At 36.9% G+C, this 22503-nt stretch carries 22 protein-coding genes; 2 read left to right on the forward strand and 20 right to left on the reverse strand.

Annotated elements, in window-relative coordinates; genetic code table 11:
- Positions 1–15: 15 nt before the first annotated feature.
- Positions 16–1182 carry a thiolase family protein gene (locus ABMA70_RS06835; RefSeq protein ID WP_103218962.1) on the reverse strand — a complete coding sequence of 389 codons (1167 nt, stop codon included), beginning with the start codon at positions 1180–1182 and terminating at the stop codon, positions 16–18.
- A gap of 121 nt (positions 1183–1303) precedes the next feature.
- Between ABMA70_RS06835 and ABMA70_RS06840 the strand changes: the two genes are divergently transcribed.
- Together ABMA70_RS06840 and ABMA70_RS06845 are read left to right on the forward strand one after the other, a co-directional pair.
- Entirely contained in the window at positions 1304–1738 is a 435-nt protein-coding gene (locus ABMA70_RS06840) for a hypothetical protein (RefSeq protein WP_103218961.1), read from the forward strand.
- Positions 1739–1832: 94 nt separating this feature from the next.
- Positions 1833–2174: a hypothetical protein gene (locus ABMA70_RS06845; protein WP_103218960.1), complete on the forward strand. Its 342-nt coding sequence runs from the start codon at positions 1833–1835 to the stop codon at positions 2172–2174.
- 38 nt (positions 2175–2212) lie between these two features.
- On the opposite strand, the gene aspA is transcribed toward ABMA70_RS06845, so the two are convergent.
- From aspA to metK, 19 genes are all read right to left on the reverse strand, one after another.
- Entirely contained in the window at positions 2213–3631 is a 1419-nt protein-coding gene (aspA, locus tag ABMA70_RS06850; RefSeq protein ID WP_103218959.1) for an aspartate ammonia-lyase, read from the reverse strand.
- 92 nt (positions 3632–3723) lie between these two features.
- A complete protein-coding gene (locus ABMA70_RS06855) occupies positions 3724–5004 on the reverse strand; it encodes a flagellar hook protein FlgE (RefSeq protein WP_103218958.1) in 1281 nt (426 codons plus the stop codon).
- 143 nt (positions 5005–5147) lie between these two features.
- Complete coding sequence (locus ABMA70_RS06860) at positions 5148–5612, reverse strand: TIGR02530 family flagellar biosynthesis protein (RefSeq protein ID WP_103218957.1); 465 nt, start codon at positions 5610–5612, stop codon at positions 5148–5150.
- Positions 5613–5622: 10 nt separating this feature from the next.
- The gene (locus ABMA70_RS06865; RefSeq protein ID WP_103218956.1) at positions 5623–6489 is read right to left on the reverse strand and encodes a flagellar hook assembly protein FlgD; all 867 of its coding nucleotides are present in this window, start codon (positions 6487–6489) and stop codon (positions 5623–5625) included.
- Positions 6489–8051 (reverse strand): hypothetical protein, encoded by a 1563-nt coding sequence (locus ABMA70_RS06870; protein ID WP_392990809.1) that lies wholly within the window; start codon positions 8049–8051, stop codon positions 6489–6491. Before ABMA70_RS06870 ends, ABMA70_RS06865 begins: the two co-directional genes overlap by 1 nt.
- A gap of 79 nt (positions 8052–8130) precedes the next feature.
- The gene (locus ABMA70_RS06875; protein ID WP_103218954.1) at positions 8131–8664 is read right to left on the reverse strand and encodes a hypothetical protein; all 534 of its coding nucleotides are present in this window, start codon (positions 8662–8664) and stop codon (positions 8131–8133) included.
- On the reverse strand, positions 8665–9123 hold the full coding sequence (locus ABMA70_RS06880; RefSeq protein ID WP_392990807.1) for a flagellar FliJ family protein: 459 nt from the start codon (positions 9121–9123) through the stop codon (positions 8665–8667).
- A 5-nt stretch (positions 9124–9128) separates the two neighbouring features.
- Positions 9129–10499 (reverse strand): FliI/YscN family ATPase, encoded by a 1371-nt coding sequence (locus ABMA70_RS06885; protein WP_392990805.1) that lies wholly within the window; start codon positions 10497–10499, stop codon positions 9129–9131.
- A complete protein-coding gene (locus ABMA70_RS06890) occupies positions 10486–11301 on the reverse strand; it encodes a FliH/SctL family protein (protein ID WP_103218951.1) in 816 nt (271 codons plus the stop codon). The genes ABMA70_RS06885 and ABMA70_RS06890 overlap by 14 nt, the downstream gene beginning before the upstream one ends.
- Before the next feature lie 20 nt (positions 11302–11321).
- The gene (gene fliG / locus ABMA70_RS06895) at positions 11322–12353 is read right to left on the reverse strand and encodes a flagellar motor switch protein FliG (protein WP_021266524.1); all 1032 of its coding nucleotides are present in this window, start codon (positions 12351–12353) and stop codon (positions 11322–11324) included.
- A 45-nt stretch (positions 12354–12398) separates the two neighbouring features.
- Positions 12399–14060: a flagellar basal-body MS-ring/collar protein FliF gene (gene fliF, locus ABMA70_RS06900; RefSeq protein ID WP_103218950.1), complete on the reverse strand. Its 1662-nt coding sequence runs from the start codon at positions 14058–14060 to the stop codon at positions 12399–12401.
- 68 nt (positions 14061–14128) lie between these two features.
- The gene (gene fliE / locus ABMA70_RS06905) at positions 14129–14491 is read right to left on the reverse strand and encodes a flagellar hook-basal body complex protein FliE (protein WP_199177570.1); all 363 of its coding nucleotides are present in this window, start codon (positions 14489–14491) and stop codon (positions 14129–14131) included.
- Between the two features lie 26 nt (positions 14492–14517).
- Positions 14518–14961: a flagellar basal body rod protein FlgC gene (flgC, locus tag ABMA70_RS06910; RefSeq protein ID WP_021265925.1), complete on the reverse strand. Its 444-nt coding sequence runs from the start codon at positions 14959–14961 to the stop codon at positions 14518–14520.
- Positions 14962–14975: 14 nt separating this feature from the next.
- Positions 14976–15383: a flagellar basal body rod protein FlgB gene (gene flgB, locus ABMA70_RS06915; RefSeq protein WP_021266076.1), complete on the reverse strand. Its 408-nt coding sequence runs from the start codon at positions 15381–15383 to the stop codon at positions 14976–14978.
- Between the two features lie 9 nt (positions 15384–15392).
- On the reverse strand, positions 15393–16325 hold the full coding sequence (locus ABMA70_RS06920) for a sigma-54 dependent transcriptional regulator (protein ID WP_103218949.1): 933 nt from the start codon (positions 16323–16325) through the stop codon (positions 15393–15395).
- Between the two features lie 42 nt (positions 16326–16367).
- Positions 16368–19043 (reverse strand): hypothetical protein, encoded by a 2676-nt coding sequence (locus ABMA70_RS06925; protein WP_103218948.1) that lies wholly within the window; start codon positions 19041–19043, stop codon positions 16368–16370.
- A 237-nt stretch (positions 19044–19280) separates the two neighbouring features.
- A complete protein-coding gene (locus tag ABMA70_RS06930) occupies positions 19281–20822 on the reverse strand; it encodes a sigma-54-dependent transcriptional regulator (RefSeq protein WP_392990801.1) in 1542 nt (513 codons plus the stop codon).
- A gap of 152 nt (positions 20823–20974) precedes the next feature.
- On the reverse strand, positions 20975–21205 hold the full coding sequence (locus tag ABMA70_RS06935; RefSeq protein WP_103218946.1) for a hypothetical protein: 231 nt from the start codon (positions 21203–21205) through the stop codon (positions 20975–20977).
- A 58-nt stretch (positions 21206–21263) separates the two neighbouring features.
- Positions 21264–22430: a methionine adenosyltransferase gene (gene metK, locus ABMA70_RS06940; protein WP_103218945.1), complete on the reverse strand. Its 1167-nt coding sequence runs from the start codon at positions 22428–22430 to the stop codon at positions 21264–21266.
- Positions 22431–22503 lie beyond the last annotated feature (73 nt).

The following is a 22503-nucleotide window of genomic DNA, read 5'->3' on the forward strand; positions in this document are numbered from 1 at the left end:
GAAAGTCCTGCAAATTTATTTAATTTTTTCTAATATCAATGATAACGCCTCACCGCCACCGATGCAAATAGAGGCCAAACCGTACTTTGCATTTTGGTTTTTCATAGCAGTCATAAGTGTTACCACAATACGAGTACCAGAAGTTCCAATTGGGTGACCAAGTGATACACCAGAACCATAGATATTAAGTTTTGCGTGATCAATTCCCATTTCTGCCATCGCTGCCATTGGAACAGCTGCGAAAGCTTCATTGATTTCAAAAACATCAATATCTGAAAGTTTTAGTCCAGTTTTCTCAAGGTTCTTCTTCATTGCTTCAATTGGAGCCGTTGTAAACCAAGTTGGCGCTTGAGCGTGAGATGCCCAACCAACGATTTTAAATTCTGCTTGGTCTTTATATTCTTCACCTGCAAGAACAACAGCAGCAGCACCATCATTAATAGTTGATGCGTTAGCAGCAGTAATTGTTCCATCTTTTTTGAAAGCTGGTCTTAGACCAGGAATCTTATCAAACTTAGCCTTGAATGGTCCTTCGTCTTCAGAAACAACAACGTCACCTTTGCGACCTTTGATTGTTACTGGAGCGATTTCATCTTTAAAAATCCCAGCTTCGATTGCAGCTTGAGCTCTTTTAAAAGACTCAATTGAATAAGCATCTTGTGCTTCTCTTGTTAGGTTATATTTTTCAGTACACTCTTCTGCACAATTTCCCATTGCTTGGTCAGAATAAACATCCCAAAGTCCATCCCATTGCATAGCATCTTTAACTTCTGCTGCACCAAATTTTGCAACACCAGTTCTAGAGTTCATAAGCAAGTGAGGAGCTTGTGACATATTTTCCATACCACCAGCAACAACAACTTGATTGTCACCTGTCATAATTGACTGAGCACCAGAGATAATTGTCTTCATCCCCGATCCACAAACTTTGTTAATTGTTGTACATGGAGTCGCTTCGCTTAGACCTGCAAAGATTGCGGCCTGACGAGCTGGAGCTTGTCCAACACCTGCCTGAACAACGTTCCCCATAAATACTTCATCAACCTTATCTTTTGCGATTCCCGCTTTTTCAACTGCAGCTTCAATTGCCGTTGCACCTAAGCGAGTTGCTCCAACTTCTGCAAGTGAGCTTAAGAAACTTCCACTTGGTGTTCTAGCACCAGAAAGAATATAAACACTCATTATTTACTCCTTTTTATTTAGTCTTATTTAAAGTCCAGATATATTGACACACAAACAGTGGCTTGTTAATTATCTTCTACTTCTATATAGATTTTCGTAGCGTTAAAAAAGGATATTGCGAATGCTTTCAAGAACAAACGGGCCATTTTTAATTGATCTTCCAAATGAGTGGGCAGATTCTGTACTTGAACTTCTTCAAGATACGTATCGCAACGAGTTATTTGATGCTAATAAAGTTTTTGAAGTCTATGGAAGATTGCACAAAGGTGAAGTTCTAGTAATTGCTTCTCTTGTGGACACATCAAACCAAGCAGCTGCTGCTACAACATACTTTGCCTCAATGGATCTAGAAGAAAACGGTGACCACACTAAGCTTCTAGAAGGATTAGTGGATTCAATCGGTGCCTTCTTTGATCAATTCTTTGCAGACGAAAACTGGGATGATTACCAGGATATGTGGAAAGAAGAAACTTTCAAAGGTACGCAACTATACTGCAAAGTGACAAGAGAGAATGTTGGCCTAACAATCCAGGCCGATAGACTACTAAACCAGTAACACGTCGCACCTATAGCTTTACCCTCGTTAACTTGCCAGAGCCTCTAATCTCTAATAGCATTTTTATATAAATATTCATTAGAGAGGGATTTTTATGAAAAAGCTATTATGTTTAGCGCTGCTACTTTTTTTAACTCAAAAGATTTGGGCACAAGAAGAAAGACACCGCACAGTGGAAGGCCAAATTAATTGGGGACCTTTTGTTAATTGTGAAATTTATAATAATTCACATAGGTTTATGACTGTTCTTGATTATCAATACACGATTACATACACGAATGGATTTCAAAGAACTTTTAACTACCGTTGCCAACATGGTTGCAACGTTAGAAGCTTTGACTTCACAAGGTTCTCAGGGCCAACAAATCATCCAAATATCATGGCCGCAACTTGCCGAGCTCATGTATTTAAAGAAAGAAGAAATCGTCGTAATTAATATAGCGAAAAAGAAAGCCTCCGAAATGGAGGCTTTTTTTATTTGAATAATTTTGCTCTGTACTTAGGCTTAATTAAATTTTCAACTGAAAGAATCTCATCTAATTCTTCTTCAGAAAGTAACTTCTTCTCAAGAACTAATTCTCGAATTGATTTCCCCGTCTTTACGGCCTCTTTTCCAATAACGTCACCCATGTGGTGGCCAATAAATGGATTTAAATATGTAATGATTCCAACTGAGTTTAAAACCATATTTGTCGTATGCTCTTCATTAGCTGTAATACCTTCAACGCACTTCTCTTTTAATGTCGTAGCAGCATGACTAAGAAGATCAACTGATTCAAATAGAGATTGAGCAATAACTGGCTCCATTACATTAAGTTGCAGTTGTCCTGCTTCAGCGGCCATTGTAATAGTCATATCATTTCCAATAACTTTGAAACAAACCTGATTTACAACTTCTGGAATAACTGGGTTTACCTTTGCTGGCATAATAGATGATCCGGCCTGGAGCTCAGGAAGATTGATTTCATTAAACCCACAACGTGGACCTGAAGAAAGAAGTCTTAGATCATTACAAATCTTTGAAAGTTTAACCGCTGTTCTTTTTAAAGACCCAGAGATCATAACATAAGCTCCACAATCTGATGTTGCTTCAATTAAGTTTTCCGATTTTACAAAACTTTCTTCTGTAAATTTTGAAAGAAAACCGATGGCAAGATCAGAATAACGATCGTGAGCATTTAGTCCTGTTCCAATTGCTGTCGCACCTAAGTTAACTTCTAAAACAAGGTCACGACAACGGGAAAGAGAGCGCACTTCTTCACGAAGATTAACTGCCCATGAGTGAAACTCATCTCCTAATGACATAGGAACAGCATCCTGTAATTGTGTTCTCCCCATTTTTAAAACTTTTTCAAACTCAACGCCCTTCTTTTCAAAACTATCTGATAGCTCTTGAATTCGCTCAATTACTTTAGTCATATAAAAGAAAACTGCGACACGAAAACCAGTTGGATAAGCATCGTTTGTTGATTGAGATTTATTTACGTGATCGTTTGGATTTAAGACACTATAATCGCCACGTTTATGTCCATTCATTTCAAGAGCAACGTTAGCAATAACCTCGTTAGTATTCATATTTACCGAAGTACCAGCTCCGCCTTGAAAGACATCTGATGGAAAGTATTTTAAGTAATCATCAAGGTTTGCTAGGATTTCATCACAAGCGCTAATAATCATATCGCACTTATCATCTTCCATTGTACCAATTTCTTTATTAGCAGCTGCTGCTGCCTTTTTAGTAAGAACCATCCCCTTAACAAAATTAGGGTAGTCTCCAATTTTTGCATTTGATATTTGAAAATTATTTAGGGCCCTTTGCGTATGGATTCCATAAAGCATTTCATTATCTATTTCTAATTGTCCGAGTAAATCTTCTTCAATTCTTGTCTTCATAAAATTCTCCAATAATAGAAGTATTTAAGCACAAGAACATAAAAAAGGCCCTCAAAAGAGGGCCTTAAAAGCATAGGAGTATGAGTTATTTATTAACCCTTGATTCTGAAGACCTCTTGCATCATTTTATCTGCTGTAGAGATCGTCTTAGCATTAGCTTGGAAGTTTCTTTGAGACGTCATTAGGTTAACGAACTCATTTGCAATATCAACGTTTGAAAGTTCGATCGACTTTGAAAGAACTTGTCCACGTCCTGCTTCACCTGGTTTCCCCATTGCTGGTTGACCAGAGTTTTTAGATTCTTTAAAAAGGTTTTTCCCCATTTTGAAAAGACCTTCGTTATTATCAAATTTTGCAATAGCGATTTGAGCGATATCTCTTGTTTCACCATTGTCATAAACTGCAGTAAGGATACCATCATCGTTGAACGATAGAGATCCAAGAGTAGCAGCTGATGCACCATCTTGAGTGTGTCTAGCAACTGCAGACCCTGAACCATACTGAGTTGAAGCATCAGTACCATCTCCACCTTCAGAGATTGATTCACCCCATGAGAATTCAATTTTTTGACCTTGTTGTGCACCTTTATTGAAGTTGAAAGCATTTGAAGACTCTACTTCTTCTTGAAGCTGACCTTTGTCGTTGAAGATAAGTTGACCTTGTGCCATTTCAACCATAGTTCCTGCTTCACCACCTTGAGCATCAGCACCGTCAACCATTGCACGGTAAGTCCAGTTATTATCAGCAGTCTTATTATAATAAACAGTAATTAATCTAGCTGTACCTACGTTATCGTATACAGTCATTGAAGAAGAAAAGTTTGAAGTTTCTTCTGGATTATTTGGATCAAATTGCTTAACAGAAGCTCTTGAGTCTAAGTTCATAGAAAGCTTAACTTTTTCCGTTGCTTGAGCTGGAATCGTTGTGTTTCCTAACTTAATCTCACCTTCTTTATTTGTAAGTGTTCCATCTTCATTTGATTTGAAACCAATTACTTTATATCCATCACCGTTAACAAGCTCACCGTCTTTGTTAAAGTGCATTGAACCATCTCTAGAGTATCCATTTCCGAATGGAGCTTTTACCTTGAAGAAACCATCACCTTGAATAGCAAGGTCAGTGATCGACTCAGTTCTTGCAACATCACCTTGAGTCATGATTGGCTTAATGTGAGCTAGCTTTGTACCAGCACCGAACTGATCTCCACCTTCGATCCCTTTTAGAGAGACTGCAAGTACATCTTGAAATTCAGCTCTAGAAGCTTTAAAACCATGTGTCCCAGCGTTTGAAATGTTGTCTGAAACAACGTTCATTCCCGCTCCAGAAGCGCTTAAACCAGATACACCAATGTTAAATGACCTTAAAATACTCATTCGTCCCTCCTAGACTAAAACTAAATCTAAACTGCTCTGTTAGATCCAGATCTAAAAACGACTAAATGGAATAAAGATTTTAAAAGATGTGTTTACAACGACAGGCAAACACGAAGCTTCCGTTAGGACCAGCTAATTAAATCTTAAACCAATACAGTCGAATCAATTTTTGTAAATACGTTACTCTCTATACTTCCCTTATCAATGGCCGTTACCACCTTCTTGGCCGGTACATCCACGATATAGGCTGCTTTATCTGTAATTACTAAAGAATCCTTTCCACCCTTACTTTGAAGTTTTTGAAAAGCATCCTTAAGTTTAAAAAACTCGTTACTATCAATATCAATATTTCGCTCTTGCAATCTCTTCGCTGCATGAGTCGAAAGTTGAATTCCGTGTTCTCTTTGAGTTTGCGCTAACTGATCTAACTGATGCGCTTTATTGATCTTCTCATTTGAGATCTGCTCATTTAAAAGATTTTTAAATTCTGATTGAGCAGCTTCGTTTCCACCAACATTACCAAGACGGTTACGAAGATCAACTTTCTTCGAACCAGGAATCTGGCTTACATTTGGAATATGAAAATTTGAAATATCTTTAGTTCCCATTTATTTCCAATTATTGGTTAGCGGAATTGTTAATATTATTATAGTTTTGTGCCGCCCTCTTTTGCAATGCGGCAATATTTTTATCGTTCACTTCTGAACCTGTATTAGAAGCTAGTTTGAAGCTATCAACATCACGTAAGAAAACTTTTTTTCCATTTTCTAATGTGAAAATTGTCTCTCCATTTTCAAAATCAACACCATTAACAACACCAGTCGATTTTGTTTCACCCTTAAATTTATTCATGTCCTTATCAAAGGCCCAAACTTCAAGTGTGTAATCACCTTTTGCAGCTCTTGTATTATCAAGTTGACGGCCATTCCAAGCAAGAGTGTGTTGTCCTCTTCCAAGATTTTCTGCTTCAACCTTTCCAATTAACTGGCGATTTTTATCATAGATATTAACCATAACATTCTTAGCTTCTTTATCTAAGAAAAATGGAACATCTTTTTTATACGATTGGCCATCATAACTAACTGAGGCACCTTTCGTTAAAATTTCTTTTCCTAAGAAACTAGCACCGAAAAACTTGAGCTCTTGAGGGTCATTCTTACCCATTTTATCGAGCTTAGCATTCATATTTGTCATCTGCTCTAATTGAGAGAATTGTGCAAGGTCAGCAGATAGCTGTTTTTGATCCATCGGCTTCATTGGATCTTGATTTGTAAGCTGGTGAGAAAGAAGCTTTAAGAAACCATCTTGGCCCATTTTATTGTGCTCTTTTTCATCAACAAACTTTTGATCAACAATATCATTACCAGCAATACGGTTTAGTTGCTCACCAACCGATTCACCTCGACTATTGCCCTTCGTTTGACGTGGGCCCATACCGATTTGTGAAAATGAATTTCTCTGTTGTGGTTTTCCAATTTCTGGCATTATGCACCTATGCGTTCGCTATACTCTTGCCATCTTCTTTGACGGCCTTCTCTTGCATCTTGAAAACTATCAAATGCAAAAGAATCTTCACTATCTAATTGTCTCGCATATTCAGACTCATTTCCACTCATTTTTGAAGAGGAGATTTTGTCCGCTTGCCTTTCACTATTACGCTTTTCATTCTTAAAGTTTTCAGATTGTGAAGCAGTATCGCTCATTTGACCAGACGTGGCCGTATGGATCTTAAAGTCAGCTACTCTGATTCCTTTCATATCAAGATTTTTAAGTAGCTTAACTTCGTTTTCCTTAAAGAATTCTTTCGCTTCAATTGTTGAAGCTTCAATATTTAATGCAATCATACCATTAGCGTCTTTATTGGCCGTTACATTAAAATGTCCAAGTTCATTATGCTTTACAAGAACTTGTAGAGACTTACTATTTTCAATTCGATTCATTTCTATATAGTTAGTCACTTCTTTAATCATTTGATCAGCATTCGTTACGTTTGAAAGATCAAGAACTTCTGGTGCTTTCGCAAGATTGATTTCAGCTTTAAAATCATTTGCTGTATTCGAATTTCCAAGTGCACCAATTAAATTATTTTGAACCTGTTGTGGTGCTCTTCTATCACCTTTTGCTGTAATATCTGATGAAAAGTCTTCAACCTTAACTTCATTTTTCACACGAATAATTGAGTTATTCTTCTGTGATGCTTCTTTTGTAAACTTATTCATATGTAAGCTATTTGAAGCTTTCATTTCATTTGCAGGTTGATTATTTAATACTTGGCGATTAGCAATAAAATCTGCACTACTCGTCAACTGATTACTTTGTAAACTAGGTGCTTTCTTACCTTTAAGTAGGTTTGTTGGTGCCATTCTTAAAAGATTCGTGTTTTCACGAGGAGCTTCAACTTCTCTATCTGGTGAAACTTGCGCTGTTTCAATAATTGCTTGTGTGTGCTTACCTAGTAGAGCATTAGTCTTAACACCATTTGAAGCTAGTTTTGGTGCTTGCTTGTTTTCAGTTGAATTTTCTAATTTTGAGTTAACAAGTGTTGTTTTTGCTTTTTGTAATTCAACAATATTCTTTGTTCCAAGAATATTATCAATATCACTGTGCTTACCAACTGGTCTATTCTCTGCTGTACTTGCTGAGCTTAAAGTTGAAATTAAAGATGTCGGTGTTGAGTGTTTGGCCATGGCCTTTGCAATCTTTGGACTATTTGAATCTTTAATTAGCGAGCTAGTATTTGCTTTTCCCTCTTTAAGAAGCTCTCTTACTTCTTGATGAGTGATTTTTTCGTTAACTGGATTTTTAAGATTATGCTTTTGCGATTTTGACACTAATCCCTTGGCCACATTCGTAGTCAGAAGTGATTCTTGTCCTTTGGACTCCCCACCATGAAGAAGTTTACTAAACTCTTCTTTTTGTCCTTTAGAAAGCTTCTTATTGGCATGACTAGAAAGCAGGTTATCGAGAGAAACAGTTTTCGCACTAGTCTGCGACTGCTCCTTCATCCCCTTTGCTTTTAAGTTATGTCCAAGTAAGTTTTTAAGCATTATTCTTTGTCCCTTTTTTAACGCCTTGCAATATTTTTACATAAATTCACAAAAAAATTAACCATGGAAAAGTTTACCCCTACTTCTTCATCGTCATGTATTGCTTTTGTAAACGCGCTGAAACTTCTTTATCCATCATGTTAAAGATCTTCGAAACTTTTACAGGATCGAGCTCTCCGAGAATCTTGATTGAGATAGAAGGATCTTGCTGAGAAAGTAGATTTGCCGCTGTCTGAGGCCTCATATTAGAAACAACATCAACCATGTGAATAACACGCTTTTGTTCATCAGAATCTTTCTTATCAAGACATGATAGGAAATTTGTTTGGTAAGTTTTAAATTCCTTAATTCGACCTTCAAGTTCTTTTTGATTAACAACAACTTGTTCTTGCTGATTCTTTAAGGCCTTTTCACGAATTGCCAACTCTTCTTCCTTTTTAAGAAGCTCTTTTGAGAATTCAATCAACTTTGAACGCCCTATTTTTTTCATTTTCTTCTCTAAGGCAACTTCAAGTGCCTTATCAAACTCTTCTTGTGAATATATTTTCTTCTCTTCTGCAATAGCTGAAAGTGAAGATGAAATAATCAAAACTAAAAGTAATAACCTTTTCATTTAAGCTTCCCCGGCCAATTTTTGAGCATGCCTTTTTGCCATCATTAATTCATCAATCGCTTCTTGGCGCTTCTTCTCAATGACCCTATTTTGTTCTGTTTCAAATTCATTTTTTAAATTATCAATTACTTTAACTTCACCTTTTGCAACAGAAAGCTCTTTTACTTTCTCTTGATACTGTCTTTCAACTGCGTGTAATTGATTTTCTAAGACTTTTATTTCGTCTCTTTTTGATTGAATAAACATTGGAAAAAATTGAGCATTCCTTCCCGATGTATATGTATCAAAGAAAGCCTCTTGGGCCTTATAAGTTTCTTCAATATCGAGGTTACATTTTGCAATAGCTTCGTTTAAACGGCCTTTTTCGATATTAATCTGCCCTAATTCAAGTTTAATTTTTTGTTCCTTGAATTCTCTTAGTTTTAATAAGCCTTGTAGTTTAAACTTTTCTCTACGCAATTATATTACTCCTCATATGAGTTATAAGCTTCTTCTGCATACTTTGCGAGTCCAACCATCGAATCATATAGTTCATCAATTGATTGATAATGGTCCTCACCTTGCATTTGTTTTAGTAGATCATTTAGTTGATCAATGATAATCATCGCCTTATCAACCTTAGGGTTTGAACCTTTTGAATAAGCTCCAACGTTAATTAGATCTTCGTTATCTCGATAAGCTGACATAAGATCTCGCATATGTCCTGCGACTACTCTATGTTCGCTAGAAACAACTTTATTCATTACCCTTGATAATGACTGTAAAACATCAATTGCAGGGAATTGGTTTTTTGATGCAAGAGCACGAGATAAAATAATGTGTCCATCACTGATCCCCCTTACGGCATCAGCAATCGGCTCATCCATATCTCCCCCTTCAACAAGAACAGTATAGATCCCAGTAATGGTACCAGCGTCAGCTTTTGTTCCCGCGCGCTCCATTAATTTTGGAAGCTGTGCAAATACAGTTGGAGTGTATCCCTTTTGACCTGGAGGATCTCCAGCACTTAAAGAAATTTCACGAGAGGCCATAGCAAAACGTGTAATCGAATCCATCATTAAGAGAACATCTTGATTTTGATCTCTAAAATATTCTGCAAATGTTGTAGCAACATAAGCGGCCTTCATACGAATAAGTGCAGAAGTATCAGAAGTTGCAACTACAACGATTGATTTCTTTAAACCTTCTTCACCTAAGTCATGTTCGATAAATTCACGAACCTCACGGCCACGCTCTCCAATTAGAGCGATAATATTAACATCAGCTGATGACTTTTGCGCAACCATACCAAGTGTTACTGACTTACCAACACCAGAACCGGCCATAATAGCTAAACGTTGTCCTTTTCCAGCTGTCATAAAAGCATTAATTGCATTAACACCAGTATCTAGCATTTCACAAATTGGTGGACGCTCTAATGGATTAATAGACTCACCAAAAATAGATCTCACTTCATTAGATCTTTTAATCGGGCCCTTTCCATCGATTGGGTTTCCTTGGAAGTCGATAACACGACCTAGATATTGCTCTCCAACGTTAACCTTTGTAACAAGCTCTTTTAAGTATACTTTTGTTTCTGAGTTAATCCCTGCGATTTCAGAATAAGGCATTGTTAAACATTTTGGGCCATCGATTGAAACGACCTCTCCAAGACAACGATCACCAAATTCAGTAACAAACTCGACGTTTGAACCAATAACGGCACGTGATAGGTTTACTTCATAAAGCATACCCTTTGATGCACAAACCTTCCCTACTTTTTGGTAAGGAGTTGCGTATTCATATGCCTTATGAATTGCTTCAAGGTCTAATGTTGAAAAATTATTGTGATTCATCCGAGTCGTCCTCTGAACTTGCTAAGCCTACTGCTTCAAATAACTTATCTAGACTATCAAGTTGAGTCTTTAAGCTACCATTGACAATACCGTTTTGAGATTCAACGACAATACCAGGTGCCTCGATATCAAAGTCAATTTCGACACGAGTGTTAGTAAGTTCTCCAAGTTTTGCTTGAACAACTTCTAAAACCTCTGGCATTTGTTCGAAATGCTTTTCATTGACTCTAATAAGAAGGTTTTCTTTTGTTTGTGCTTCGACAATAAGCTTTTCAAGAAGACGAATAATATATTCCCCATCATCTTTAAGCTCTTTTAAAACAATCCACTTTGCAATTGTTCTAAGTAGTGTATATGTTTGCATTTTCTGTGCAGAAAGAAGTCCTACTTGAGTACTAAGAACTTCTGAAACCATATCGTTTAAAAGAAGAATCTTCTCTTCCGCTGCTCCAGCAAGTTCAACCTTAACTTCTTCACGTCCTTGCTCTCGTCCAAGCTCTAACCCTTCACGATAAGCGTCCTCTTTAACAGCTTCAACTTGACGGGCCACTTCTTCTTGTACGGCCCTAGCAAAATCATCTTCTTCCTGTGCTCGCACACCTCTATGCTCGTGAACAATTGGATTTAAGTCAAAACCAGTATCTTTGGCCATCTGTCTTTCAACGCGAATAATCTTTTGCTTCTCTTCGATTTCACGAATCGACATACCTTCGAAATCTTGAAACTCAAAATCCTCAACACTAGAGTTCAGAGGTTTTTGAGAGAAAGAGTGAAATTCATATTCTTTTACTTCACGAGTCATACTAAGCTACTAACCTTATCTTATACAAGGGCATCGCCATCTCCACCACGTGAGATAAACGCCTTACCTTGTTGTTCAAGTTCTTTACATTTGTGAACGATCTCTGCTTGAGCTTTTTCAACATCAGAAAGTTTTGTCGGTCCGAGAGCATCCAAATCTTCCTGTAGAAGAGTTGCTGCACGGTTAGACATATTTCTAAACAGCTTCGCTTTAATTTCTTCAGGTGCCGTTTTAAGAGCAATAACAAGTTTTTGCTGATCAACTTCTTTAAGAAGTGCTTGAATACCACGATCATCAACATAGACAAGGTCTTCGAAAACAAACATAAGCTTACGAATTTCTTCTGCAAGTTCTGGGTCTTTTTCCTCAACTCGTCCCATAATATTCTTCTCAGAATTCTTATCCATAAGGTTAAGCATATCTGCGATAGGTTCAACACCACCAAGTTGATTTGTATCAATTGTTCCAAGTGTAGAAAGTTCAGTCTTAAGAACATCATCAAGTTGTGCAATAAGTTCAGGAGAAACGAAGTCAAGGTTTGCTACCCTTAATACAACTTCGGCCTGAAGTCCCTCAGGAAGACGTCTTAGGACATCCACCTTACGCTCTGCTGATAAGTGAGCAATAATAAGCGCAATTGTTTGTGGGTGCTCATTAATTAGGAAGTTAGCAAGTGTTCTAGTATCAACTAGCTCCAGTGATTCTAGTGTCTGATTGGCACCAACATCAATGATTTGACCAAGAAGTTGCTTAGCACGATCTTCACCAAGAGCATTAACAATAAAGTCACGAGATGAGTTATCAGAGAAAAGTAGATCATTTTCTTCGTTTAGTTCAGAGTAGAACTCCTCTAAAACACGCTTGATCATCCAAATTGGCGCCTTCTTAACATTAGACATCGCATTGATAAGACGTTTTACGTCGTTATCGCGCATATGTGCGAATATAAGTTGCGTCGTACTCACACCAAGAGAACTAAGCAGAAGTGCTGCTTTGTCCTGTCCTGATAGTAGCGAGTATTCTACATCTGGGTCTAATGATTGATCGGCCACTTTTCTCTCCTCTTCCTTAAAGGGCTCTATTATTTACTATTCTCATTACGCAATCTGCTTATCAGATTCCGTACTATGAATCATATCATGCACAATCTGTGCCGCTTTTGCAGGGTTTCCTTCAACCAGTGAAATAATCTTCTCACGTAGCATATTCCCTTCAATTTTCTCTGGATTAAGCTTTTCTTCAATCTGTGGAAGAGCATCCTCAAGTCCAGGTAGTTTTTGATTTGCTTGAACCTTTTCTAGTTCTTCTAGAGTTCTTGGTAAGAAATCTTCAACAGTTTCTACTGCGTTGTCTGTTACCCACTGGATAAATGGACGAACAACTACGAAGAAGAATAGTGAGATCGTTAAACCAATTGCAAGATACTTGAAGATATTCTTGATTAGCTCTCTATTTTCACGCTCACGCATAAGAGCATCAATGGCCTCAAGATCTTCTTGTTGAAACTCCATATTCTTAATTGTGATTACATCACCACGACGGTTATCAATACCTAGAGTTGAAGCAACGATCGCTTGAAAATTTGCAATATCAGCTTCCGACCATGGCTCATACTTAGTTACCGTCTTACCATCTAGCGATTGTGTTACACGTTTACCGTCAACCATTACTGCAGCAGAGATTTTTCTAACAGATGCAGTTGGTGATTTTGAACGAGTAACTTTCTTTGGAACATTATAGTTACGAGTTGCTAGTTCTTTTTTAACGTCATTTCTCGTCTCTGGAACACCTGGTTGAGGCTGCTCTCCAGGTAGATTTGAACGTGCTCCAGGAATACCTTGTGGAGAAGGACGTGAGCCTTGAAGGTTTTGAGTATTTGTTACTTCAGAGAGAACTGCCTTATTTTCAGAATCGTAAGTTGTTTGAGTCGATACACTTTCAGTAAAGTCCATATCAACAGAAACTTTAGCAATTACCTTTCCTGCACCTACGACTCTCGTTAAAATATCTTCAATTTGTTTTTCATACTTTCTATTTAATTTAGACTCAAGAGCAAGACGATTTGCTGTATTAGCAGTCATAGCATCACCGATATTTTCAGAAAGCTTCTTTCCTCTGTGATCTAAGATGACAACACCTTCTCCTCTCATTCCTTCTACAGATGAAGCAACAAGTGAAGAGATACCTTTAATCTCTTGTTCTGTTAGAGTAACTCCACGATTTAGCTCAAGAACAACTGAGGCCGTTGGTGGTTTCTTCTCAGATACAAACGGAGAAGATTCAGGAATATTTAAGTGAACACGTGCTCTTTTAACACCTCTTAGGTGCTTAATCGTCTTAATCAGCTCACCTTCAAGTGCTCTTTGCTTATTTACTTTTTGAACAAATGAAGTTGTACCAAAAGATTGATTATCAAATACTTCATACCCTACTGTTCCAGAAAATGAAAAACCAGAAGTCATCATTTTAAGACGGACAGTTTCAATCATATCTTCAGGGATACTAATTGTTTTACCATCTGCAGATGTCTTCTTCTCAACATTGTTCTGACTTAAGAAGACTTCAACTTTAGTCATATCTTCTTTATTAAGATCAGAGTAAAGAACTTTATAGTTAGTATGAGTGGCCCAAAGGACAACACCTAGTAGGAAGACTAGAATAACCCCAGTAACAGCAAAGAGAGAAATCTTCTTTCCTGCATCAAGTTCTCCGTAGAACTCTTTGAAGTTTCTAAGCATTTTATCGAAAAAATCTTTCACGTATCCTCCTGACACCTGAAACTCTTAATTCATCCTAAACTAAGAGATCATTAACAACTAGTTATTAACTAGACTTGCATTCTCATTACTTCTTTATAAGCATCAATTACTTTGTTACGAACTTGGTTCATTGTCTTAAAAGCAATTTCAGCTCTTTCAACAGCTAGCATTGTTTCGTGGATATTCTTACTTTCACCACTTACTAATTTTTCAATAGCTGTGTTAGCTTCTTTTTGTAAATTGTTAACATCCATGATCTGATTTGCTAAAAGTTCAGAAAAAGACTGACTCTTCTCAGATGGAGTAACCTTAGATAGCTCATCGAAGCCCTCTAATTTAAATTCTTCCGCGCCACCAGTTGGACTAGTCCACTCGCGCATTTTATGTGAGTTAAAGACGTCATTCATTGTAGTAATATTATTGATCGCCATGGGTTAACCCCTTTCCTTTATACTTCTTAGTTTCCACTTCCAATTTCAAGCGCTTTCATCGCCATACTCTTAGTCGTATTCATTACGTTAATATTCGCTTCATAACTTCTTGAAGCTGAAATCATGTCTGCCATCTCTTCCATTACATTAATATTTGGATAGGCAACATACCCTTGCTCATTTGCATCAGGGTGATTTGGTTCATATTTTAAGATTGGTGGCTTATCGCTCGAAACAACTTCTGTTGCATGAACAGATTGTGCTACTTCGCCCATCTCACCTTCTAAAATATCAGAAAAGCTTTCACGAGCTGGCTCGCTTCCAAAAGCAACTTCTTTCTTACGATATGGACCACCTTCGGCCGTTCTTGTCGTCTGGGCATTTGCAATATTTGAAGAAATCGCGGCCATGCGCTTCTTATTTGCAGCAACACCTGATGAACTAATTTTTAAACTCGTTAGTAAATCCATTATCTCCCCCTACTCTATTTTTCAGAGTTAATTGTATATTTCAGCATCCCAAGTTTCTTATTCAGTAACTTTACCGATGCATCATACAAAATTTTATTTTCTGCCATTTTGGCCATTTCAGCGTCTCTGTCGACAGTATTCCCGTCTTCAGAGACGATTCCATTTGGATCATCATAAATTTCAGGTTGAAGATTTTCAAAACCACCATTGCCAACGTCAAAGTGTTTCTCTTCAGAGGTCAACATTTCAAGATTCCCATCAACGTCTAAAGCTCTTGCAAGTGCTTCTTCAAAGTCAACTCGCTTTGCTTTATAGCCAGGTGTATCTGCATTAGCGATATTCGAAGTTAAGACCTCATGTCGGATCTGCCTTAAATTCAAAGATGCAGCTAGTGCTTTTAATGTCTTATCCTCAACCCTCATGATGAAACCTTATCTTAAGTTAACAAAGTATGAGTTTCCGTCTCCACGGTACTCATTGATTTTGTTTCTTAGTGTTCTAATTGAAACACCAAGAATCTTTGCAGCTTGAGTTCTGTTTTCAGAAGTATGGATAAGTGCCTTCTTGATAAGTAGCTTTTCAGCTTCTTTAAGAGACATTAGTCTGATTCCTTCTGAATCATCTTCAGAGATAACATTTACTGCTTTCTTCTCACCGATCTCAAGGTGTTCAGCTGAAACTTCATCTCCTTCAAAGTTTGCAAGAGCATTTTCAATTACTGCCTTAAGTTCTTTTACATTGTGAGTCCAGTAGTGAGAAAGAATCTTATTCATAGCATCGTCTTGAACGCTAACTTCTGCACCACCAAGAGTAGTTTTGATAATATTTTTTGCGATGTACTCTAGGTCACCTACTCTCTCTCTAAGTGGAGTTAGAGTGATTGAGTTAGATGAAATGAAAGTATATAGTCCACGGTAAAAACGACCTGCACCAACAAGCTTAGATAAGTTCTTAGTTGTTGTAGCAACCATTCTTACATCAATTTCATAATCAGTTAATTCACCAAGAATCTTGTGAAGCTTCTTTTGAAAAGTATCTTCTAGACCATCAACATTAACTAGAACAACAGTTCCACCGTTAGCGTTTTCGAATGCACCTTTAATGAAACGTCCTGTTTCTGGGTCTCTATAACCTAAGATCTCATTCTCAACTTGGTTTGCTTCTGCTGCGCAGTCTACAGTTACAAATGGCTTTCCCTGTCTTGTTGAATTTTCATGGATAAAACCAGCTAGTGTCTTCTTACCAACACCTGCTTCACCAACGATAAGTACTGGTGCTTTTGTAACAGCAACATTGTTTGCAACTTTGAGTGCTTTAACAATTTTAGGATCTTGTCCGAAAATTTCTGCTGTAAACGTATTCATCTGACCTCCTGTCTGTCATTGCCCGATCCGTGGGCTAAAATTTTATAGTGTACGTTTTTTCAAGTTAATTAATGTCAGCTCTGTCCTGGCCAACTCTTTCAGATAATCTTTAGCTTCACTATCTGAAAGTATTTCATTTAATAACTTTTCCCCAGTTGTGAAATCATTCATTCTTAGGCTTTCCTTTCCTAATAAGAACTTCACACGGTTTTTATAAAGAGAAGTTTTATACTCATTTAAGAATGTTCTTGCCTCATCTGCAGCAATCTTATCTGTATTCTTAAATAGGATTTCAATTCTTTGGTAATTTACTCTTTCTCTTAATCCCTCAACAACTGTATCAGCGATCTGGAATGAGCTAGCATCTTTTAGAAGTGCAGTTGATACCTTCAGGTATTTATCGAACTTCTTGCTCTCATAGATTGATTCAAGGTAAAACTGGATTGAGTCAACAAGGTCTTTAGCATCAATTGAATTTGCATTTGTTCCACTTGCGTAGAATTTCTCATACTCTTTTTCAGCTTTTGAAAACTCTCCTCTCTTATAGTGAGCTAGAGCTTTATAGAATGTGATCTTTTCGAATCCTGGGTAGTCTTTTTCTGTACTCGCGATAATACGATCTACTGAAGAGTAATTTTTTAGCTTTAGATTTCTTAGAATTTGTAGCTCGTTTTTATACAAGTCCAATTTCTTAACTTCCTTGCGAGAAACCCATAGAGGGAAAGTATGAGCAGTTTCCTTTTTGCTCGCTATCATTTTCTCATACATTTTTTGAAATCCGTCCCACAGTGTAAGATTTATATACGATTTCGCGATAATAAATTGTATTTCAGGGTCTGCACCGATCTTAGCAAAATAAGTATCTTTGTAGATTTCCCAAGCGCGGATAGCACGAGCAAATTTTCCTTCATCAAAGTTAGACTTAATGATCCCGTACACAATTTCTGCACCATCAGCTTCAAAAACCTTCTTTTCACTAATTTTCATTCCTGCAATAGGTAGAGCTGTTAAGAAAGTCAGGGCCTCTTCATACTGTCCATCAACAATGAACGTTCTTAAACGAGTTTGCCAAAGTAGCATTTCGAGTTCTTTATTAAGTTTCTTATCAGTACCCTTATCAAGGAAAACTCTTGTTTCAATATCTTTTGAATCAGGCTTAAACTTTCTAATTGTACGAAGACCTACATAACGAATACGGGCCTCAAGGCTCACTTCTTGGTTTTGAGCTCTATTAATTGCATTCTTATAAAGCTCTAGTACTTCATTCTTTGGACGATCCTGTAGATCAGCAATAAGGGCCATACGAAGTCTTGCTTGAGCCGCTTCACTCACATATGAATATTTAGCGATGAAAGTATCGTAAATTCTAAATGCTTTTTCATATTGAGAAGTTCTAAAGTAAGCTTCAGCTGCGTTATAGTAGATTGACGGTAGGTATTCACCCTTAGTAGTTTTTGCAAAGTTCTCGTAAGCATCAATCACTTTTTCTTCATCATTTTGTCTCAGATAAGTGTACATCTCGTACGCTTTAAGCTTTTGCTTAGAAATGATCTTAACTAATGTCTTATCTTGAATTAAATTTTCTACTTTCTCAACTTGATTAAGGTTTGCAAGAGAAGAAAGAATATACTCTCCCATATACTCTAATTCTTCATAATCAAAATTTTCTTTTGCATCACTAAAGAATCTCTTTGCATACTTAAGGGCCTTAACGAAGTCTTTCTTTTCACGGTAAAACTGTACTAAGTATTTATAAATACCTTTTCTTAAGTCATAAACATCAGTTCTTTCAAGAATATTTGTGTACATTGAAACAGCAGTATCAACTGGCTTAATATCACCTTTTTCTAGTGTTTCTCTTAAAAGAGCATTTGCTTTCATGTAGTCATTGTATGGATTATATGACTTTGGAAATTTCTTCTCATAAAGCTTAATCGACTTATACATAAGTCCCCACTTACCTTTTCTATAAAGATTAAGTGTCAGTTGCATATGAGCTTCTTGTTCGTTCTTATTGTAATCAAAGTTCTTAATTGGAAAGAAGTATTCTGCAGTTTTTCTATTCGTTAAAATTTGTGTCTTTAGCTCTGGTGCAAGTGCTTGATAATCCCAGATAAAAGAGGCTCCATATCTAAAGTCACGATATGGATTCGTTTTTTTAGATGGAGCCTTTTTAACAACATTTTTTCTAACTTTCTTCGGAGCTGGCTTTGCAGCGGAAGCTTTTTTTACAAATTTTGGAGTTGATTCTTGGGCCGAAGCTTCATTCTTTTTCACAAGTGTTGAAACATCTTTAATTGCGGCTTGCTTATTGCTTACGGCACCGTCTTTCCAGAAGTCGACAAAGTAAGCACGATCACGATTTTTATAGAATGAGAAAACCTCTACATCCTTCTTTAACATTAATGTAATCGTGAAAACATTATTTCCAGACGTTGGCTCAGTGTATGAGATTGTCTTGATATACTTAGAAGAAGAGAAGTTCTTCAGCCCATCTTTTACCTTAGAGTAAACATCACCATCTAAAGTCGAAAATGATACCTCTGTGCTTGATTTCGTTACATTAACTAGTTTCTTATCAATAAAAAACTTAACGCGTAGAAAGTCATTATGAGCTTCTGGAGTAACAATTGTTGCTGATGCGATATTTAGGAAGGCCGTACAAAATACAAGTACGATAAAAGATAATAAATTTTTTGAATTAAAATCTATCTTCATTTGGTAGAAACTTCCTGTTTCAAATTTAATAACGTCAATTATTTGGCAATTTCTTCGTCCTAAAGCATGCCGTGAATTCATTTTACAATATTTTGAAATATTTCAAAGGAAAATTTTTCTCATAGGACGATTTTTCCATGTCAAAGATTTTACATTACAGAATATTAGGCATTTAAAAAGCCGACTGTGAAAGTCGGCTTAAGTATTGGTGTCATAATGGCTTTGTTAAGTAGAAATTTATTGTTGCATATTAACGTCTAAATTTCTCTTCTTCATTTTTTCGATAAGTGTCGTACGATTCATCTGGAGCAGCTTTGAAGCTTGGTTCTTATTACCATTTGTTTTAATAAGAGCTTGCTTAATTAGCGACTCCTCTACTTCATTCATAAAATCTTTTAAATTGATACCGTTTTCTGGAAGACTAACAAGGTCATCTGTATCAATCATCGAACGATTTGTAAGAGCTAAGATTTTAGGCGGTAAATCTTGCGGTCTAATCTTATTCCCACCTCTTAAGATAACAAGTCTTTCAATTAAATTCTCAAGTTCACGAACGTTACCAGGCCATTCATATGACATAAGAATTTCAAAAGTCTCGTCATCTAATTCAATATCGTTTCTTCCGTCTGCGCTTACAAAACGAGATAAGAAATATGATATTAAAAGTGGAATATCTTCCCTGCGATCTTTAAGAGCAGGGATTTTTATAGGAATTACGTTTAAACGATAATAGAGATCTTCTCTAAAATTGCCTTGCTGTACTGAATCTTCAAGGTTTCTGTGTGTTGCCGTAATGATACGAACATCAACAGGAGTCGTCGTTGAAGAACCAACTCGCTCGATTTCTCTTTGCTGTAGAACTCTAAGAAGTTTTACTTGAAGTAGTAGTGGCATATCACCAATTTCATCTAAGAAAATTGACCCACCATTAGCAGCTTCAAAGCGTCCCATGCGACTTGATACTGCTCCAGTAAAGGCTCCTTTCTCATGACCGAATAGCTCACTCTCTAAGAGTTCTCCAGGAATGGCACCACAGTTTACATTTACAATTTTATTGTGATTACGATTTGAAGATAAGTGAATGGCCTTCGCTACCAACTCCTTCCCTGTTCCAGAAGGTCCACCAATTAAGATTGTCGAATTAGAAGCAGCAACCTTCTTAATTCTTTCAAAAATCTTTCTCATTGGTTTTGAGCGTCCAATCATCCCACAAAACATATCATCTTCTGTAGGCATCTCTAGCTTGTATCTACTACTAAATGAGCGCTTATCGCTTGATACTGCTGAATTAGCATTAATCTCAAGACTTTCGCGATACTCTAGCTTGTGAACAAGAGCTCTAACAACTAGATCCTTAAGCGCTTCAAACTCAAACGGTTTTGTTAGATAGTGAAAAACACCTTTCTTCGTTGCCGCAATGGCAGTTTCAATTGATGCAAACCCAGTCATCGCTATCGAGCTAAAAGTTAGCCCACGCTCTTTTAAGAGGTCGATTAAGTAAAGCCCATCTGAAGAATTATCTTCAAAACTAATGTCAGTAATTAAACAAAAGCGATCAACTTGATTCTTTGTAATATGCTCGATTGCAGGTGCAGGAGAAGAGAAACTAATAACTTCTAGGTTAATCTTCTTACTTAGATACTTCGTTATCATTGCGGAAAGAGTTTGATCATCTTCCACGACAATAATGACTGGTTTTCTTCCTTGATCGATTTTTACTTCATTATCTGATTCATCATTAGAAAATGTATCAGTTAGAAAACTAAAATCATTCTTCATGTGTCATTGCCTCTCATCGTGTGAGGTTAAAATTGTCCCACTAAAATGGTATCGAATAATTCGTGGACGTGTCAATTTTTTAACACCAAGATAAAACTTCCGAAACTAGCATAAATAGCTAATATTACAGTATTAAACAAAAAGTTTAGTCTCTAAAAGTTTCTTACAATATCTAAGAAATAATGAACAACTTTGTCTGGGCCACCGGCCATTATCCAAATAAAGAGAAAGAAACTTGAGATACAAGAGCAAAGTGCAAAAAATAATGGCGGCAGAGTATAGCCTCTTAGCCAGTAGTAATACGCGAAACGGCCACCGATAATAATAATTGGAATTGACCAAAATGGCGTGTAGCGCAATGTGAACATGAGGAATTCATTCATAAAGGTATTTTAAACTGAAAACAAAAAAAAAGCTCCCTATTGGGAGCTCTTTTTTATATTAAAGGCATAAAGCTTTTAACTTCTCTACGTAAGACAGCTCTTCCCAAGGAAAGAATCCATCTTTAGTTCTACCAAAGTGCCCATAAGCAGCAGTTGGAGAATAGATTGGTCTTAGAAGATCTAGTCTTTCAATGATTGAAGCTGGCTTCATATCAAAGATTTGGTTAACAGCATTGTTAATCTTTGCAACATCAACTTTCTCTGTACCAAAAGTATCAACAAGTAGTGACATTGGCTCAGCAACACCAATTGCGTATGCAACTTGTACTAGAGCTTTTTCAGCTAGACCTGCAGCAACGATGTGCTTAGCAATTTGTCTTGTAGCATAAGCAGCTGAACGGTCAACTTTAGTTGGATCTTTACCAGAGAATGCACCACCACCGTGAGCACCGTGACCACCGTAAGTATCAACGATAATCTTTCTACCAGTAAGACCACAGTCACCCATTGGGCCACCGATAACAAATTTACCAGTTGGGTTAATGAAGTATTTTGTGTTGTTATCAACAAGTGAAGCTGGAACAACTTTATTAACAACTTCTTCTCTTACTGCTTCTTGAACTTGAGCAAGAGTCATGTTGTCTGAGTGTTGAGTAGAAACAACGATTGCATCAATACGTGAAAGTTTACCATCTACGTACTGAGCAGATACTTGTGTCTTACCATCAGCTCTAAGCTCACCTAGAGTTCCATTCTTTCTAACTTCTGAAAGTCTTTCAGCAAGTCTGTGAGAAAGATCAATTGTCATTGGCATAAAACTGTCTGTTTCATTACAAGCGTAACCAAACATTAGACCTTGGTCACCAGCACCTAATTCTGTATAAGTACCTTCACCAACGTTTACACCTTGAGCGATATCTGGTGATTGCTTATCAAGAGCAACCATAACTCCACAAGTGTTAGCATCAAAACCTTTGTCAGAGTGATCGTATCCAATCTCTCTAATTTTATTTCTTACTGTTTCTTGAAAATCGATATTAGCTTTCGAAGTAATCTCACCTGCAAGAACAACTAAACCAGTTGTAATCATAGTCTCACAAGCAACACGAGATTTTGGATCTTGTTCTAACATCGCATCAAGTACCGCATCACTGATTTGATCCGCAATTTTATCAGGGTGCCCTTCTGTTACTGATTCAGAAGTGAATGTAAAATCTTTTAGCACTGCCTCATCTCCTAGCTGTAAATAATTAATACACTAATAATTGAATGAATATACTTCTATTAGCACGTTTTAA

This window comes from Halobacteriovorax sp. XZX-3 (assembly GCF_043196495.1).
GTDB lineage: Bacteria > Bdellovibrionota > Bacteriovoracia > Bacteriovoracales > Bacteriovoracaceae > Halobacteriovorax_A.

What these genes read in the sequence shown, in the direction of transcription:
- ABMA70_RS06835 (WP_103218962.1), bottom strand. Translation starts at nt 1,182, where the DNA reads ATGAGTGTTTATATTCTTTCTGGTGCTAGAACACCAAGTGGAAGTTTC.
- ABMA70_RS06840 (WP_103218961.1), top strand. Translation starts at nt 1,304, where the DNA reads ATGCTTTCAAGAACAAACGGGCCATTTTTAATTGATCTTCCAAATGAG.
- ABMA70_RS06845 (WP_103218960.1), top strand. Translation starts at nt 1,833, where the DNA reads ATGAAAAAGCTATTATGTTTAGCGCTGCTACTTTTTTTAACTCAAAAG.
- aspA (WP_103218959.1), bottom strand. Translation starts at nt 3,631, where the DNA reads ATGAAGACAAGAATTGAAGAAGATTTACTCGGACAATTAGAAATAGAT.
- ABMA70_RS06855 (WP_103218958.1), bottom strand. Translation starts at nt 5,004, where the DNA reads ATGAGTATTTTAAGGTCATTTAACATTGGTGTATCTGGTTTAAGCGCT.
- ABMA70_RS06860 (WP_103218957.1), bottom strand. Translation starts at nt 5,612, where the DNA reads ATGGGAACTAAAGATATTTCAAATTTTCATATTCCAAATGTAAGCCAG.
- ABMA70_RS06865 (WP_103218956.1), bottom strand. Translation starts at nt 6,489, where the DNA reads ATGCCAGAAATTGGAAAACCACAACAGAGAAATTCATTTTCACAAATC.
- ABMA70_RS06870 (WP_392990809.1), bottom strand. Translation starts at nt 8,051, where the DNA reads ATGCTTAAAAACTTACTTGGACATAACTTAAAAGCAAAGGGGATGAAG.
- ABMA70_RS06875 (WP_103218954.1), bottom strand. Translation starts at nt 8,664, where the DNA reads ATGAAAAGGTTATTACTTTTAGTTTTGATTATTTCATCTTCACTTTCA.
- ABMA70_RS06885 (WP_392990805.1), bottom strand. Translation starts at nt 10,499, where the DNA reads ATGAATCACAATAATTTTTCAACATTAGACCTTGAAGCAATTCATAAG.
- ABMA70_RS06890 (WP_103218951.1), bottom strand. Translation starts at nt 11,301, where the DNA reads ATGACTCGTGAAGTAAAAGAATATGAATTTCACTCTTTCTCTCAAAAA.
- fliE (WP_199177570.1), bottom strand. Translation starts at nt 14,491, where the DNA reads ATGGCGATCAATAATATTACTACAATGAATGACGTCTTTAACTCACAT.
- flgC (WP_021265925.1), bottom strand. Translation starts at nt 14,961, where the DNA reads ATGGATTTACTAACGAGTTTAAAAATTAGTTCATCAGGTGTTGCTGCA.
- flgB (WP_021266076.1), bottom strand. Translation starts at nt 15,383, where the DNA reads ATGAGGGTTGAGGATAAGACATTAAAAGCACTAGCTGCATCTTTGAAT.
- ABMA70_RS06920 (WP_103218949.1), bottom strand. Translation starts at nt 16,325, where the DNA reads ATGAATACGTTTACAGCAGAAATTTTCGGACAAGATCCTAAAATTGTT.
- ABMA70_RS06925 (WP_103218948.1), bottom strand. Translation starts at nt 19,043, where the DNA reads ATGAAGATAGATTTTAATTCAAAAAATTTATTATCTTTTATCGTACTT.
- ABMA70_RS06930 (WP_392990801.1), bottom strand. Translation starts at nt 20,822, where the DNA reads ATGAAGAATGATTTTAGTTTTCTAACTGATACATTTTCTAATGATGAA.
- ABMA70_RS06935 (WP_103218946.1), bottom strand. Translation starts at nt 21,205, where the DNA reads ATGAATGAATTCCTCATGTTCACATTGCGCTACACGCCATTTTGGTCA.